Annotated in this window: 11 protein-coding genes; 3 read left to right on the top strand and 8 right to left on the bottom strand. The window is 34.6% G+C overall.

All coding sequences use genetic code 11. From position 1 onward, the window contains the following. Positions 1 to 15: 15 nt before the first annotated feature. Together F6K23_RS23065 and F6K23_RS23060 are read right to left on the bottom strand one after the other, a co-directional pair. Entirely contained in the window at positions 16 to 474 is a 459-nt protein-coding gene (locus F6K23_RS23065; RefSeq protein ID WP_293160149.1) for a phospholipase D-like domain-containing protein, read from the bottom strand. 84 nt (positions 475 to 558) lie between these two features. Then, a complete protein-coding gene (locus tag F6K23_RS23060) occupies positions 559 to 774 on the bottom strand; it encodes a hypothetical protein (protein ID WP_293160147.1) in 216 nt (71 codons plus the stop codon). 315 nt (positions 775 to 1,089) lie between these two features. Here F6K23_RS23060 and F6K23_RS23055 point away from each other — a divergent pair, with 315 nt between their 5' ends. Further along, the gene (locus tag F6K23_RS23055; protein WP_293160145.1) at positions 1,090 to 1,935 is read left to right on the top strand and encodes an ion transporter; all 846 of its coding nucleotides are present in this window, start codon (positions 1,090 to 1,092) and stop codon (positions 1,933 to 1,935) included. Between the two features lie 2,097 nt (positions 1,936 to 4,032). Here F6K23_RS23055 and F6K23_RS23050 read toward each other — a convergent pair. The 3 genes from F6K23_RS23050 to hetZ form a co-directional block, all read right to left on the bottom strand. Continuing rightward, positions 4,033 to 6,423, bottom strand: a complete 2,391-nt coding sequence (locus F6K23_RS23050) for a DUF3488 and DUF4129 domain-containing transglutaminase family protein (RefSeq protein ID WP_293160144.1) — start codon at positions 6,421 to 6,423, stop codon at positions 4,033 to 4,035. 300 nt (positions 6,424 to 6,723) lie between these two features. Next, positions 6,724 to 7,761 carry a hypothetical protein gene (locus tag F6K23_RS23045; RefSeq protein ID WP_293160142.1) on the bottom strand — a complete coding sequence of 346 codons (1,038 nt, stop codon included), beginning with the start codon at positions 7,759 to 7,761 and terminating at the stop codon, positions 6,724 to 6,726. Next, entirely contained in the window at positions 7,754 to 8,920 is a 1,167-nt protein-coding gene (hetZ, locus tag F6K23_RS23040) for a heterocyst differentiation protein HetZ (RefSeq protein WP_293160244.1), read from the bottom strand. The genes F6K23_RS23045 and hetZ overlap by 8 nt, the downstream gene beginning before the upstream one ends. 96 nt (positions 8,921 to 9,016) lie before the next feature. Between hetZ and F6K23_RS23035 the strand changes: the two genes are divergently transcribed. After that, positions 9,017 to 9,496: a hypothetical protein gene (locus F6K23_RS23035; RefSeq protein WP_293160140.1), complete on the top strand. Its 480-nt coding sequence runs from the start codon at positions 9,017 to 9,019 to the stop codon at positions 9,494 to 9,496. A 227-nt stretch (positions 9,497 to 9,723) separates the two neighbouring features. Here the strand turns inward: F6K23_RS23035 and sds are convergent, their stop codons facing one another. Next, the gene (gene sds / locus F6K23_RS23030) at positions 9,724 to 10,695 is read right to left on the bottom strand and encodes a solanesyl diphosphate synthase (RefSeq protein ID WP_293160139.1); all 972 of its coding nucleotides are present in this window, start codon (positions 10,693 to 10,695) and stop codon (positions 9,724 to 9,726) included. Between the two features lie 1,197 nt (positions 10,696 to 11,892). Here sds and F6K23_RS23025 point away from each other — a divergent pair. Further along, a complete protein-coding gene (locus tag F6K23_RS23025) occupies positions 11,893 to 12,051 on the top strand; it encodes a hypothetical protein (protein WP_293160138.1) in 159 nt (52 codons plus the stop codon). Between the two features lie 1,115 nt (positions 12,052 to 13,166). On the opposite strand, the gene murI is transcribed toward F6K23_RS23025, so the two are convergent. Continuing rightward, the gene (murI, locus tag F6K23_RS23020) at positions 13,167 to 13,997 is read right to left on the bottom strand and encodes a glutamate racemase (protein WP_293160137.1); all 831 of its coding nucleotides are present in this window, start codon (positions 13,995 to 13,997) and stop codon (positions 13,167 to 13,169) included. A gap of 351 nt (positions 13,998 to 14,348) precedes the next feature. Next, the gene (locus F6K23_RS23015; protein ID WP_293160135.1) at positions 14,349 to 14,918 is read right to left on the bottom strand and encodes a peroxiredoxin; all 570 of its coding nucleotides are present in this window, start codon (positions 14,916 to 14,918) and stop codon (positions 14,349 to 14,351) included. Positions 14,919 to 16,231: the final 1,313 nt, after the last annotated feature.

Below are 16,231 nucleotides of genomic sequence, written 5' to 3'. Positions count from 1 at the left end.
AAATCTACGATTAATTTATGCTTCCTCCAAAACTTCAGCATTATCAAAACGGTTAATTAATCCCTGAATAATTTCTGAATAACTCGTCAAAACTCCCACTTCTCTTTCCAAACTTTGATTGCCAGAAGCTAAAAAATTATGACTCCCCACAAAAGCAAACTTCTCATCACACACCAGAAAATTTTCGTGAGTTCCTAACAACTTCAAGCGAAATACACCAGGATAACTTTCTTCCAATTCTTGTAAATATCCCAAAGCATTATATTTCCAACCTTTGCCAATATTCGAGCGATCATCTAAATATCCCCAACCAATATCTATCTGACAATTGCGGTTTAAACAATCTTTTAATTTCTTCAGTAAATGTTCATCAATACTATTACAATTTAACCAAGGAAAAACAATAATTAATCGTTCTTGAACTGTTTCTAATCCTTCGATTAATACACCACGACTATCAGTACAGTCAAACACTAATTTATTTTGATCTTCTTCAGTTTTTTGCCTATTGTCCGGAGATTTATCTTGAGTTTCCGTAGTCGATTTTATGGGATTATTTCAAGCTAATAATTCATCTAAACGTAGAGTTAAAGCAACAAAATTTTCCTGTAAATTTTCGATGTATTGTGCTTCTGGTCGATGATTGAAATTTTCTATTTGCTCGTCTAAAATATGTTTCAGTTTAACAACATATTTTTTGAGAGTAATTTGTTGTTTTTCCAATTGTGAAACCTTGGCTGCTAGAGCAGATAAATTTGATTCTAAGTCAGACATAATTACAGCAGTTTTCTAGTGGATGAGGTACAAAGTTTTATTGTTCTAGGTAACAGGGAATATAGGAATAAATAGTCTTATAACTGTACCTCACGCTTCCTCAAAAGTCCTGTAACTTGTAGAGACATTGGCACGCTCATTGTAAAACATTATAAGTAAGCATTTCCTGCGGAATGCTTACCATTATAATAACAATTTAGCTTGATAGTTACCAAAAAATGAGGTCCAAAGCCTCCCCTTTTAAGGGGATAAATATTCAGTTTAGTATTTCAAGCCTCCAGCTTTAGTCGGAGGTACTGATAACTGATAACTGAAATGACTGCTCTAAAGCAGAAGATTAGAAATTATGTTACTGAAACTAACAAAAAAACTATAGCATTGTATTTAGAAGATATTGAAACTCCTATCGGTAAAGCTATTAATTTTATTCTGCTATTTTTGATTTTATTTTATTCAGCTATCTTTGTTGCCGAGACTTATCCAATTCCAGAACAACTTTTTATCAACCTAGAATTAATAGATGATGCTATTTTAGTATGTTTTGCAGTTGAATATATACTGAGATTTTGGTGTGCAGAAAAAAAAATAAAGTTTGTTTTCAGCTTTTTTTCTATTGTTGATTTACTAGCAATTTTACCTATTTTTCCAGAATTTTTAGAGCTGAGTTTTATTAGACTTATCAGATGGTTCCGAATTCTCAGGCTAATTAGATTTCTCAAATTCAAAATTTATATTTTTCGGATTAGCACAGAAGATGGAGTGATTTTGGCGAGAATATTATTTACTTTATTTACAATTATTTTTATTTTTTCTGGCTTGATTTATCAAGTAGAACACCGCGTAAATCCTGAATCATTTAATACTTTTTTAGATGCTGTATATTTTTCGGTTGTCACAATGACAACTGTTGGATTTGGTGACGTAATTCCCACCTCAGAAAGTGGTCGTTTATTAACTGTTTTAATGATCTTAACAGGTATTAGTTTAATTCCTTCTCAACTGGGAGATTTTATTAAACACCTTATAAAAACAGCTAAAAAAAGAGAAAAATTATGCAGTGGTTGTGGTTTTTCTACCCACGATATAGATGCCAAATTCTGTAAAATATGTGGTACAGAATTAGGCATTTATCAAATCAATAATGTCAATGAAAGAAAATAATAGGGTCGATACATTGAAGAAGGCAGAAGGCATCCCCCCTCCCCTATCCCCCAGGGTCAATTTATTATCACTAGAGAAAAATTGATAAGGAGATGGGGAGATTCGTATTTCAAAATGGTATTAAACCCGCTACAGAAAAGATAATATTACAAATTTTAGATATAGCAATTCCCAAGAAGCGTGAGGTACAAAGTTCGTGATTTTTATATGAGTTAGAATAACTAAGAAAAAAATCAATAATCATGATATATTTTATTGCTCAATTAGATAAATAAGTTTTGATAAAAATGGATAAATTATCATCAAAAATTTATATTATTTTTAGCAAACATTTATCGCGTTTATCCCACCTGGCATAATACCAAAAACAATTGACGCGGATTTCTCACAAAGATTGCGGTTGCAGCATCCTAAAGCTCGATCTTACTTGAACCTAACAATGGCGAGCGCCTAGTTCTAAAAACAACAGTCTGTTAACCTATGTCAACTCTAAATTATCGTTAATTATAATTTAGGAAAAAGCTAAAAACAAAACCGTAAATTTGGTAAAAATAATTAATTATTTCTGCAAACAAAGAAGTTGAATAAAATAATAATATCTGGAATAAAATTGCGATCAAAATTAGTATGATATCATGTCCGTTGTGGCGCGTTTGTGTCAAGCTAAGGGTGAATATATACAGGAAATTTAAGTTTTTCTCTTGCTCTTAAGCCTTCCTACCTTTTCCCTCTTCCTTATTCCTAGACATGGGATATTAGGAGAGCAGGGAGAATATGAGCTACAGTTGTTTTTCTTCTTTTTTACTTCCTACTCCATCAGAACTTACGTTCAACAATTAATAATTAATAATCAATAATTAATAATTACCTCTCCTTGAAAAGAAGAGTATTGACCCGGAGCGTGAAAATTTTTTCTTCTCTTGGTCGATGGTCGGCCAGCGAGGAGACCAGCTCTTGACAGAGCCGCTCCGAATTGCGCCATCCCACCCTACGGGAAGCTCCGAAGATCGACCGCTTTTTTCTGCTTTAAAGGAGAGGCTTTAAACTTTAATTATTCGGCAAGGAACTACATATAGAACCCCTAAGCGTATCTTCATAAATATTAAATTTTTTTAGCTAGGAGACAGGAGACAGCTATACTGGAGACAGGAGGGAAGAGGGAAGATGTGGGGAGAAATAATACAAAAAATTCAACACTCCTTTTCAGATTTTTCCTCACTCATTGATGCGCGAAAAGACTTGGCTACCATAATTATATAGATCTCAAATGGGTTCTATAGTAGATAAAAACTATAGCACTATGGCATATATAGTGTTTTTGTCAAAAAATTCTCTAAGTCTTGTCCCTAAAATCAAGTAATATTAGGGAACAGCTCATCTATAGCAAAAACATTTTACCTGATTTGGTTGATCATCAGCATAGTCTTAACCAACTCATTCCTTCCCCTACTCCATCAGGACTTACGGTAAGGAACTACATATAGTAGATAAAAACTATAGCACCATGGCATATATAGTGTTTTTGTTGAAAAAATCCCTAAGTCCTTTCCCTAAAGTAATATTAGGGAACAGCTCATCTGTAGGAAAAAATTTTCCCTGAGCTACTCGATCGCCAGCATCAGTCTTAACCAGTTCATTCCTTCCCCTACTCCATCAGGACTTACGGTAAGGAACTACATATAGTAGATAAAAACTATAGCACTATGGCATATATAGTGTTTTTGTTGAAAAAATCCCTAAGTCCTTTGCCTAAAGTAATATTAGGGAACAGCTCACCTGTAGGAAAAAATTTTCCCTGAGCTACTCGATCGCCAGCATCAGTCTTAACCAGTTCATTCCTTCCCCTACTCCATCAGGACTTACGGTAAGGAACTACATATAGTAGATAAAAACTATAGCACTATGGCATATATAGTGTTTTTGTCGAAAAAATCCCTAAGTTCTTTCCCTAAAGTAATATTAGGGAACAGCTCACCTGTAGGAAAAAATTTTCCCTTATTTGCTTCATCATCAACATAATTCCTAACCAGCTCATTCTTTCCTATATATATGAGCAAGCGTAGTTTTTTCGTATTAAATCATCTTCTTGTGATTGCCTTAATTTAACCTACGTCTAATACTTCGCTTTAAACTTCGGAGTAAATTTTTTAATCTAGTTAAATTAACTTCCTTACTACCATAACGCCATCCCACATAAGCTTGAGATATTTCTTCAATTATTTCTACTTCATTTATAGAATGATATTCCTGAATAGCTTTAGTATATTCAAAAGGTGTCTGAAAACGATGTTTAACTAATCCCTTACTTGCCATCAAACTCAACATTTGTTGATATATACTCTCCACTGGAGATAACTTAGCTAACCATCGACCGTAACGCCATCCTCGCCAAAATATATACAATAACCATCCCAAGAAAGCCAAAGAAGTAGCTAAAATCAAACCAGTAAATATCCCTTGCCAACCTTGAGAAAACAGAGCAAAAAACCAACTAATAATTCCCAATACCCAACGGAATATTCCACCAATAAATCTCTCTAAAAAACCAGTTACAGGAGAAGGCAACCAACCAGCTACCCACTTCCAAAAAGTCATTAATGCACTAAAAGTTTGATTCTTTTCAATAGAAGGAGGAGTTAAAGGCATTCCCGGAATAGGATTAAAAGCAAACCATCCATACCCAGGAAAATATACCTCCGTCATCATATAAGCATCTGTATTTTTAACCACATATAAACCAGTAAAAGGATTAAATTCTCCTGGAGAATAACCCGCTACTAATCTTGCCGGAATTCCAATAGAACGTAACATTATCGTCAAGACAGTAGAAAAGTGGTCGCCATAACCACCGATAATTTTCTCCCCTTCAGGGCTATTTTGATAACCGAATAAAAATGCTGATACTAAATCTTCATCTTCAGCAAAAAATGGAGGTTCTTTTTGAAGTTTATAATTAGGATTTTGTTTCAGATATTGGGCTAAATAAAGTGCTTTTTCATAAGACGAAGTAATCGGTTGACTCTCTTGAGCAACTTTATTTTTGTTTGCTAATATCTCCTCTGCTTTTTGTCTGACTTTTTCTGCTATTTCTGGAGGAATTTGTAAATAATACTTGCTGATACTTTCTGGGTAATTTGTACCTGCTTGATTTAAAACAGTACGGTCTCGATAAGGAACATCAGAAATTACTGTATAAGTTAAACCTTCCCTAAGTTCAAGAGGAGAACGCAAATTACCATCAGGATCTATAGCAATTTTTTCAGTAGGAAAATATACTTCACTTGCTTGATATAAAGCTGGAATTAAATTTGGTAACTGAGAAACAATTGTGTAGCTTTGAATTACTTCCCTAGTTTCATTTTCATACCTATTCCTCGGCCAATTAACATCAAATTGGTAAGACCAACGAGGACGATCCAAAGTCAACGCATTCTCATTCCGAGAAATTTCCCAACCTTCACCTGTATACTTATCAAAAGCCAAAACTCGCCAAAAACCTTCAGCTTGCGACCTAACCCGCATAACAACTTGAGGAACTAATTGTCCGCGCAAATTTTGGTTTATTTTAGTATTAAATCCATAATAATAAGTATTATCTAAAGTTCCTGGACCTGATTCTTGATTAGTTCCACTTCCTCCACCAGAATCATCTCCATCCCCTCTACCTTGACTAATATAACCAGGGTTTGTAATTGTCCGTCCATCAAAATTTTCTACATCAAAATTAATTGGGGCACTAACAGGAAAAGTTCGTACTTGATAACCAGGTAATCTAGGTAAAAGAGCAAAAATTCCTAGACCTAATCCAATAATTACTAATAATAATATTGTTAATCGCTTGGGAGATAAAGTAGCATTGAATAAAGATATTTTCTTCTGCTTTTTCTTAACTTCTGATGTTTTGCCTAAAATTCTCGATTGTAAACCTAACCTAGACCTATAATCTAAAATCAAGCAAGGAATAGCGATCGCGATAAATAACAACAACACCGGGCCATAAGATAAAGTTTGACTGATAGTACCTGCGACTCCTAACAAAATTAGCCCAATAGTCATGGAATAACCCAAATCTTTCCGTCTGGGCAAGTCAAAGCTATGTAATACCTGAAGTTGAATCAATAATTCCGCCAATACCAGTCGCGTATCGCTCAACTCAGTCACTAACCTACCCAAAAAAGCAGCTAACGCCAATAACATTCCAATCGCCAAACAAAATTTAGCTGGTATGTTTCGTTTGTAGCGGTTATACCAACTCCAAATTGCCCCTATAATACTTAGTGGAGCGGCCCAAACAGTTAAAGGAAGTTCATCTGTTGCTACCCCGGCAGCTACATCAACCGCAATAATGCCTACTATAACTAACGCCTGTACCATAACTCGCAATAGAATAGAATCTTCAGGAACAGGTTTAGGTGCTGCTTCTATCTGTCGCCAAAGAGGTCCTAATATAGGAAGGTTTCGCACTTTCCAACCAGAAAAATTAGACATAAATTTTGGTAGATGCTTTTCAATAATTAATAATTAATAACTAATAATTAATAATTGCCTCTTTTTTCAAAGGATAGGATTGACGAACAGGGAAATTTTTTCTTTATTATCTCTTTAAAAGGGGAGGCTTTAAACCACAATTTTTCGGTCATAAAAATCGTAAAACTTTGAAAGCATAGGCACGTTTAGAAGTCAAAAGTCAAAAGTGATGACTTACAAGAAAATTTAGAATTCAAAAGTTAAAAGTGACATTAATCCTCTTATTTATTTATAAGAAGAAGCAATTCTAAATTCTTAATTCTAAATTCTTAATTCTTGAAGGCGAACAACAAATTTTAAAGATTGCTCCCAGTTGAGGAATTTAATAATTAGCTGATATGTTTGCTCTGGTTGTGGGTCAAATAACTCTACACATAGAGTACCTGGATCTGAACGTTGAGTAGTCGCTTGAACTTCTCTTCCTTGAAGTTGGAAACTTGCTGCTTCAGGTAGTTGACCTTTAATCCTCAAACACGCAGAAGAACGATCTTCAGGAATATAATATTCAGCTTCGATAGTCAGACACCCTAGAGCAGTTTGCCATTCTCTTTTTGTTACCGACTGATTTAAATGACAAGTCAAACTTAAAGATGAGATAATTTCTTGGGCAGCGAGCAAAGACAACAACATCTGTTGTTTTTGAGTTGCAGTGTTATAAGCAGTAATATAATTGGAAATCAATTCTCCATCGCGGGTTCCACCTACAAGCACTAAACCAGCTAGGTCATTTAAAGATTGAGATTGGTTTGGGAACAAACTATCCACTGCTCTAACCAATTTACTGCCGGGGAGTAAATCAGATGGTACTAAATCCTGACAAGATTGTAAAAGTTGAGCAAAGACAGTCTCCGTTAAGGGTATATTTAACTTGCCCCACTTAATATTTTTCATCTGTGATGCCCACAAATTAATAGGGGAAAACCAGTTATTTACCTCTACATCTGGATATTCAGCATCGTAATTTACCAGATTATTTTCCCAAGGAAATCGTGGGGGTTTAGATTCAATCTTGGTTCTCAGTTGTTTTTGTAATACAGTCTCGAAACGATTATACACGGTTGATACTTCTCCGGATGTAAGTGGCTGACTTTCGTGTCCGTAGGGGTAGTCAATTTCTTCAGAATCAAGTGGGTCTAATTCTTCCCACTCTAACCCTTCCACCCTGAGTTCTTTTTTTCCATTCTTAATAGGTTTTTGATTTTTCCCTACGTTTGATACTTCTTTAAAATTTGGCCTTAATAACCAGTCAAAGAAATTATCCTCGAAAGTTTCCACCTGTTTATTCGTTTCGTTATTCATCAGTTGACGCACTCGCTCCGGAATTTGAATGATTTCGTAATTCCCAGGCAAGTTCGAGTAACTTATGCCACTTCTTCTTAACCTGGTTGATTTTACGACCTAAAGTCTTGGCAATCGCTTCGTCAGAAAGACCTTGATGCTTCAAATCTAGCAAACTTTTTTGTTCTGCGTCAATTTGCTCATGCAAAGCTGTCCATTCTGTGGGGGTTAAGCCTAAATTATGCTCTAAGTCTGCTTCTAACCATTGATGAACTAATTCCCACCTATGTCCCATAGCAAATTTGAGCAAATGGTACTTAAAGCGCTGCTGTAAATAATCCCTTTGTCTGGGAGTAAGACCTAAGATAGACTCTATTTCCCCAGTTGATAAGTCTTGTAAACGCAGTGCAAAGTAGTCTGCACAGTCTTGCTGCCCACGTTCCTCCAGATAGGCCATAAGTTCTTCTATGACCACCTGGCGCAGAGAACCTATATCATCACCTGTATCCTGTTGTGCGGCCATTGCTTCTCGCACTTGTTGGATAGATCCATCATTCCATGTCTTATCTGAGTCAGTAGTTGTTCCCTCCGCTGCTTGGTCAAGATCTACAGATGTTTCCTTTGGTTGTTGATGGGAAAATGTTTGAGCACGCAGAATGATTAATTGTTGACTACGGCCACCAGACAAAGGTATGCGTCTTTTGCCATAACGCTCTGTAAAGGCCATGTACTCTGCGAGTTCTAATAATGTATGGGGAGTGTAGATTATTGGCAGCTCGGTTTCTCGCCGAAAGGCATTCAAAGCCTCCAGATAAAATTGTTGTAAAAAATCTTCGATCAGATTTAGTCTTGCCTGATAACTTGATTGTATTTGAGGAGGAGTGATATACCTATAAACAATCGCACTTAGACTACTATGTAAATGTATTCTTCCTTCTCTAGAACCAAGCTTGTAGTAATGTAGGCATTGTCTCAGACGATGTTGAGCTAGGTTCTTTGCCCATTTACTTATTTCCCCCGAAGCTTGAATTCTTTTGCTTTCTATGCAAATTCTTTCTACTTCTTGTTTAATACGCTCTGCTACTGATTGGCAATTTTGCTTTGATGCACGAGTAGATTGCTGAAATTCATCTAGCAAGAGCTTTAAATTTTCTTCGCTAACTTGGCAGATTTCCACCATCATTGTATTAATAAATTAACTACTAATAATTTTTTTCTATTCATTACACATACACCCTGATTTCATACAATTTCTGAAAAGACTAAATAATAAATTATGGACTTAGATCAACAAATCCAAACACTCATTAAAAATTCACCTCAAAATGGCAATACAGCAGAAGTTGTTGAAGCAGTTACACCTGCCTTGAAACTTTTAGCTCAACAATTACAACATTTAGAGTATTATATTTTGCAAACTGACACGCAAAATTGGGTTTTGACTACTCTTGGTCATCGTAATAAATCTGAATTAGAAAAACGTGTTATTTATGCTTTTCCTACTCAAAAAGATGCTTCATCTTCTATTGTAGAGGATAATGTCGTTGCTAAACCTGTGCCAGTTGTTTATATACTTTTCCAAATGATCGCAATTGAACCTTTAGATAGCCTTGTATTTTTTGAAAAACCTGGTAATTTGACAACGGCTACAGAAGTCAAGAGAGAGGATGTCCAAAAGCTGATAAACATATATCTCCAACAGTATCAGGCATCCTCTAATTCTCACTCTAGCAAAATTCCTCCAGATATTGCTTAAGATGTTGAGAACTTCTCAAAGTTGATTTGATATTAATTAATAGTTCAATTACCTCAAGTAAATAGAGAAAATCGAATTTGGTATAACAAAGTTAAACTCATCTGAAGACAGATTATATTGCTTTTATTAAAGATAAATAGGTATACATCAATTAATTGCCTTTGTTAAGTTTAATCCCACTGCTAGTATTAATTAACTCTTACTAACTTATTGAAAAATACTAAAAGTTAATACAGCCGACTTAAAACATAGTCAGTAAGATTAATCAGAGCTTGACGAGAATCACAATCTGGCAAGGATTTTAAATGTTCTACACCCATTTTCGCGTATTTAGTAGCTAATTCCTGAGATTTTTCAATACCATGACTATCTTTAATTAATTGGATTGCCTCTTCTAAATCACCATCTTGGGCTAATTCTCTTTCGATTAGTTTTTCTAAAGTTGGCTTTTCTGCTAATGCATATAATGTAGGTGCTGTCAAGTGGCCACTTTTCAGATCTGAACAAGCAGGTTTTCCTAGAGATTCTGTTACACTGGTAAAATCTAGTATGTCATCTACTATCTGAAATGCCAAACCTACATATCGGCCATAGTAGTACATATCCTGAGCTAGTTCTGGTGAAACACCACTAAGAGTAGCCGCAGCTTTAGAGCTATTAGCAATTAGAGAAGCTGTTTTATAGTAGCTCTTCTCTAAGTAAGCATCTATGGATAAATCAGTATCAAATTTATGTAGTCCTTGCTGAATTTCTCCTTCCGCAAGATCCATAATTACTTCTGAAAGTAGTTTAACTACCTCTAGATTATCTAAATTGGCCAAATACCAAGATGATTGAGCAAAGAGAAAATCTCCGGCCAGTACCGCAACACGATTGGTAAATAAACTATGAACAGTGGGGACACCTCGGCGAATTTCTGATTCGTCTACTACATCGTCGTGAACTAAGCTAGCAGTGTGGATCATTTCTGTGATTTCTGCTAAACGACGATGTTTAGGACTAATTTCCTGATTTGGCATGGTAGTCCGTGAAATTAAAAAGACGATAGCTGGTCTCACTCGCTTTCCCTGTACGCGGAATAGATGTTCTGCTGCTGCGTACAGGATTGGGTGACGAGCACCTACCAATTGTTTTAAGTTATCTGTTAGCAGTTTTAGGTCTGCTTCTACTGGTGAAAATAGGAGAGTTGAAGTGGTCATGGATTAGCCAATAAAGCTACAAGTTAACAAAATTTTACATATTATATTCTTATTCTAAGTCAACCATCCTTCATATAGGTAAAGTTGAAATTTTAGAAATTATTTTTTGCTTTTTGATAATTAAAGCCGGTTTATACAGTAGATTGTATCTAATTGTTAAGTAACTCTCAAAATACTATATACAAATAGTATTAACTGTGTTAGTTTAATAGTAAGAACTGTAATAATTTAAGTATTCAAAGTTGTTAACTATAATAGGTTAATGCTAGGTAATCCTGTAAGGAACTAGACTTATTATAGATTTATCTCTCAATTTACCTAATTATCAAGATTGGCTAGGAATAGTAGAGAATAATTTTTCACCATTACAAGGTTGACTCAATCTACTATAACTATTTAGAGTAAAAAGAGATAATAGTTACATTTTGAATTAAAAAAGCAAATAGACCAAAAATTTCTCAATAGTTAAAAGTTACCTATTGGTGAAGAGAATAGTCAAAAACTTCTGAGCTGGAATACATATAATTTAGTCATCATCATATTTGATCCAAATTAACCTGAAAGTTTTTACTATGTAGGTTATATAAATTAAGCTATCAGGTACTCTATCTAACTAATTAATGATAATGAAGATAACTTAATAGCTGCATAGTTTGTCTGAGATCTATTTACCAATGACTGAAGTGCAGAAATTGAGTTAACTTAACCTTCTAAAAATCTATGTGTTATTAGTTACTAAAACATAGCTCCAGGCTAAAATTTCAGATAGATCGATGATTTAATTAAGTAATATAATTGCGATAAATTGATAGTATTCCAGCTTACCAATCGTACTCAGTAATTATCAACAATTTAAAATCTGAATAACCTCTTCTCTAAAAGTACATCTAGGATATAAATTTAGAGATTACTTCAGCAGAAGGTAACTAAAAAAAAAGTTCAAATATGTGAACTGAAAAATCAAAATATCTGCTACTTTGCATTACTATTTAATGCTACAACCTTATGAATACAAAGAGTTCAAGACTTTGTCTATAAATTTCTTTTGCTCTAAAAATCAATTAAAGGATGATTATTTTTCTTAGTATTGATTTCCATTAATTACTAAGTAAAGAATACTCAGTTAGTCTTTGAGTTCCTTAGCTTTTAAGCTAGGAAATACTTACATCTAAATACTCCTCACCATCTAATAAAACCATGAACTACAATCACATTCCTGTAATTATTCCCATTCTAGCAACTGGTTATGTATTTACTGTATATTTACTATTAACATTAGCCCAAAGAGGTACAAAAATCACAAGAAATAAATCTTGGCAACAAGGTATTGCTAACTCAAGAACTAATTTGCATTAATAAAAAAAATAAAAAACAGCAGATAATACTATAGTTATATATATACTATCAATTATCTGCTATTAAGATTAATTTGAGTACTAAATATTATAGTAGTCGAATAAAAGTCAGGAAGGATAAAAAGCTTAAAACTCAGACAACGCAAGATTTTTTATTCTTGCTTCTGCTACCAAATAACTAATAAAATATTTTACATTTGTGCAAGTGTGGTAATGCCAAATTAATATTAAAGTTGCGTAGAATAATATTTTAATTAGAGGTGACTATAGATCGAGACAGACAAGTTAATAAATTTCATAATTCTGTGCAGCCTTACATAAAATTGGTATAAGTTAGAAATAATTTTTAACTCATCATAGGATTGTATTTCTATAAAAAGCTAAAATTTTCTCTCAGACATTTTTCTAGATAAATTTGATATCAGTTTTAAGTAAGTTTATAATTATTCAACAGTATAGCAACTGTCACAGCGGTTAGCACAGAGAAAAGTATAAAATTATTAGACCATCTCATAGAGGGGATATAGCTGCCGCACTTGCTCCGCCAACCCTATGTTTCCCTTTTATGCCATAATCACTTTGGCGACTGCTATAGATCTAAAACATTAATAAAAATTCTACTGTTTCCTATTGTCTATAACCCTAAAATATTTCACAATTCGGATATAAGACTGCCATAATCTATCTATAAAGTTTACGAGAAGTTATCAAACTAGATCGGCACTTTTATTGAATCACAAAAACTCTATAAAACTTTTCGCGAATCCTTATTCTTAGGACTTACCGGACTTACCGAATAATTAATAATTAAATAATTAAATAATTAAACAATTCGGCTAATTCCGCCTCCCCTTTCAAGGGGAAAAAGCGGTCGAGGGATGCCTAGGTTTCCTCGCCATATCCAATCGACCAAGAGAATAAATTTTTTCCTTCTTTGTCAATCCTCTCCCTAAAAGGGAGAGGTAATTATCAATTATCCATTAATGAAGGAGCAAATCTACCTGTAGCCTGTGTTGCAACGCACCTTACACCAAAACTAGCGTATAAAAGAGTATTTTGCGTAAGTCCTGATTCTATTAAGCATTTAATTTTCTGTTTATATCCCCAACATAAATTCTATGCCATAGAAATAGGTTTGTCTAAAACCGTAGAGAAAGAAACTGATTGTACAATTGGTTTATAACCAAGCCATTGTAATGATAATTCAGCAAATTTTTGAGGAGAACCGCTAACTACGAATTTTGTTGGTTTTGCTTTCTCATAATTTTGCAAATTCATAATTTCTAGCTTTTTAGCAGCTACTTTCACTAGAGATACAGCAGGGTCTACAAAATTAACATTTCTAGGTAGAAAAGAACGCAATATTGGTTCTAAATAGGGATAGTGAGTACAACCATAAACCAATGTGTCAATTTTTTGCTGTATTAATGGCATCAAATATTCTTCTGCTATCTGATATGTATAAGGGTTATGTAGCTGATTTTGCTCTATTAAAGGTACGAAATAGGGACAGCCTACTTGCCACACTTTAGCAGAAGCATTTGCCTCTAGAATAGCACTACGATAGGCATTACTAGCAGCAGTTGCAGGGGTAGCAATTACACCTATTCTTGTTCCTAATTCTACTGCAGCATTAGCCCCTGGTAAAATTAATCCTAAGACCGGAATATCAAATTTAGATTTAATTTCTTCTAAAGCAAGAGCTGAACTGGTATTACAGGCCATCAACACCATTTTCACTCCACTTTTGATTAGCCACTCTATAATTTCATCTACAAACTGCACAATTTCTTTGCTCGTTCTTGTGCCATAGGGTAATCTTGCTGTATCTCCAAAGTAAAGAATAGATTCACTAGGTAACTGTCTATATAACTCTCTCAGAACAGTTAGACCTCCTATGCCACTATCAAAAATACCTATTCTTTTTTGTCTAGTTTCAACAACCATTCTTGAGAGTATGAAAATACTATTCTAATCAATATAGATATAACAACTATAATGTATCGGTTGAAAATCTAATTTTTTCTATTTTTTTAGTTTAAATAGAGAAAAATTTCATAATTATTGATCCACTGAAGTAAAAAAAATCGTAGTTGCCGAATATATTTTGGCGCTCGTTACTGAATAAGATAGGTTAACACTATATATAGCAGTGTAATGTAAAAATATTCTTGTAGTGCAAAAAATTTATTATTTATTATTAAGGTTAAACTTTAGGCACTACAATTCAAAAATCACATTTAATTGCTACATATAGTATTATTCTTGTAAGTTTCAGCTTCGTTGTAGGGAGCTAAACTAACCAACAAACTCTAATCGAGCTGGTTTTTCTGCTGGTGCTTCTGTACCTTTTAGATAAGCTAATACTGTATCTGCGTCAGATGTCTCAAATGGATCGTCACCATAGTTGTCACTAAAACCTTCTTCAACGAATATCTTTTCGATTTTACAGTCATTGACAACCATTGCATAGCGCCAGGAGCGCATACCAAAACCAATATTGGACTTATCTACTAACATTCCCATTTTACGAGAAAATTCTCCATTGCCATCTGGTAATAGGAATACATTTTTGGCATTTTGCTGTTTACCCCATTGGAACATTACGAAGGCATCGTTTACTGATAGACAAATAATTTCGTCTATTCCTTGTCCTTTGAATTCATCGTATAGTTCTTCATAGCGAGGTAAGTGAGTAGATGAGCAAGTTGGTGTAAAGGCTCCAGGTAATGCAAATAATACTACACGCTTGCCACCAAAAATTTCTTGGGTAGTTTTGTCTTGCCAACGATAAGGGTTAGGTCCTTCAACAGATTCATCACGGACACGGGTTTTGAATACTACATCAGGAACACGCTCAATAACCATAACTTAACCTCAGAATGATTTAGTAACTTAGCAATTCAATCTGTATCAGCTTTTACTGCTGTAAATCAGAATAATTCTTAAATAAGAATTTGTCAACGGCATTAAAGAAAAAATTTTATTTTTGAGGTTTGCTTGTAACTCACATTCCGCGCTTCAATTTGTAACATTAAAAGTAGTAGAAAAATCCGTAACTTGGTAAGTATTTATACTATATAGCTCCTACATTTGACCTTTCTCAGCAGTCAGATTCTCAGGAAAATATTAAGTATAAATACTCAATTACTTACTCTTATTGACCACTATAACTGTCTCCTGTCTCCTTTTTTTTATACTACATTTTGTTGTGCGGAATGTAGGTTGTAAACGTGTTGCAAAATCAGGTATAGCAGAAAGTTTACTCTTTGGCGTTGCTTAAATGTAATGGTAAGTAGCTGAAGGTAAAATTGAAAAACTTATGTTTTGCGTTGATACTTAATTTAAAAATCATTACCATTCAGCAACGCCGAAATATCATGCAAATTAAAATTATTAGTTAGCTATTAGCAATGTATTTCTATTCTTAGATGTTTATCTCAACGTTGGTTGAAGACCCGCGCTCTCCCGAAGGGGAGCTAGGGCATGAATGCGAGCGCATTCCGCAGGAAAAACCAATCAATTTTGCGGTTTTTTCAATAGTGTGTTAGACTTAAAAATTGGCTGCTGGGCTAGCAGTGTCAGTCTGTGGAGCGCGCTTTTAGACCGAAAAGAGGCTCGACCTTGGAGGCTGGTGCATTGAAGCAGAAAAGCCTAATAGCGCGATGGTTAGGAATCCCGCGCTGTCACGCAAGTGCAGCGTCGGGAGGATGTCAAGAATGAAGATTTTATGACAAAAAAAATCAGGTCTCAAGCTTACCCTTTTTAGGGAATAAAAAGTGGTCCTTAGCGCAGCTTCCCGTAAGGTGGGATGGCGAGGAAACCTAGCCATATCCAATCACTAAGAGAAAGAAAATTCTGTATCTTCTCGCCTCCCTATTGCAGAAGGAACTGTTAACGCAGTTCCTCCAAAGGAGGCTAACTGATAATTGAATTTACCTATACAAGTTGAATTGCCTCAGTTCCCTATAATATTAGTTGTTAAATAATTTTCTGAACTTTATTTAATTTTTAATCTTTAGGGTTTAGAGGTAGTGATGTAGACTTGCTATTACTGCTTCATAAAACTGATACAAAGCGTCACATAACGTGACAAATTGATGTGTACGGACGTTGCATGCAACGTCCCTACCTGCTTCTTGTGAGGCCGTCGGCGGTTACTCATCCACAGGCATTAACGG

It is taken from the genome of Okeania sp. SIO2C9 (assembly GCF_010672455.1).
Classification (GTDB): domain Bacteria; phylum Cyanobacteriota; class Cyanobacteriia; order Cyanobacteriales; family Microcoleaceae; genus Okeania.
Note: the sequence above shows the minus strand (reverse complement) of the source record. Positions and strands in the feature narration are given on the sequence as shown.

Bases quoted from the DNA above. Each gene is read 5' to 3' on its own strand.
- F6K23_RS23060 (WP_293160147.1), bottom strand. From the start codon at position 774: ATGTCTGACTTAGAATCAAATTTATCTGCTCTAGCAGCCAAGGTTTCA.
- F6K23_RS23055 (WP_293160145.1), top strand. From the start codon at position 1,090: ATGACTGCTCTAAAGCAGAAGATTAGAAATTATGTTACTGAAACTAAC.
- F6K23_RS23050 (WP_293160144.1), bottom strand. From the start codon at position 6,423: ATGTCTAATTTTTCTGGTTGGAAAGTGCGAAACCTTCCTATATTAGGA.
- F6K23_RS23045 (WP_293160142.1), bottom strand. From the start codon at position 7,761: ATGAATAACGAAACGAATAAACAGGTGGAAACTTTCGAGGATAATTTC.
- hetZ (WP_293160244.1), bottom strand. From the start codon at position 8,920: ATGGTGGAAATCTGCCAAGTTAGCGAAGAAAATTTAAAGCTCTTGCTA.
- F6K23_RS23035 (WP_293160140.1), top strand. From the start codon at position 9,017: ATGGACTTAGATCAACAAATCCAAACACTCATTAAAAATTCACCTCAA.
- sds (WP_293160139.1), bottom strand. From the start codon at position 10,695: ATGACCACTTCAACTCTCCTATTTTCACCAGTAGAAGCAGACCTAAAA.
- F6K23_RS23025 (WP_293160138.1), top strand. From the start codon at position 11,893: ATGAACTACAATCACATTCCTGTAATTATTCCCATTCTAGCAACTGGT.
- murI (WP_293160137.1), bottom strand. From the start codon at position 13,997: ATGGTTGTTGAAACTAGACAAAAAAGAATAGGTATTTTTGATAGTGGC.
- F6K23_RS23015 (WP_293160135.1), bottom strand. From the start codon at position 14,918: ATGGTTATTGAGCGTGTTCCTGATGTAGTATTCAAAACCCGTGTCCGT.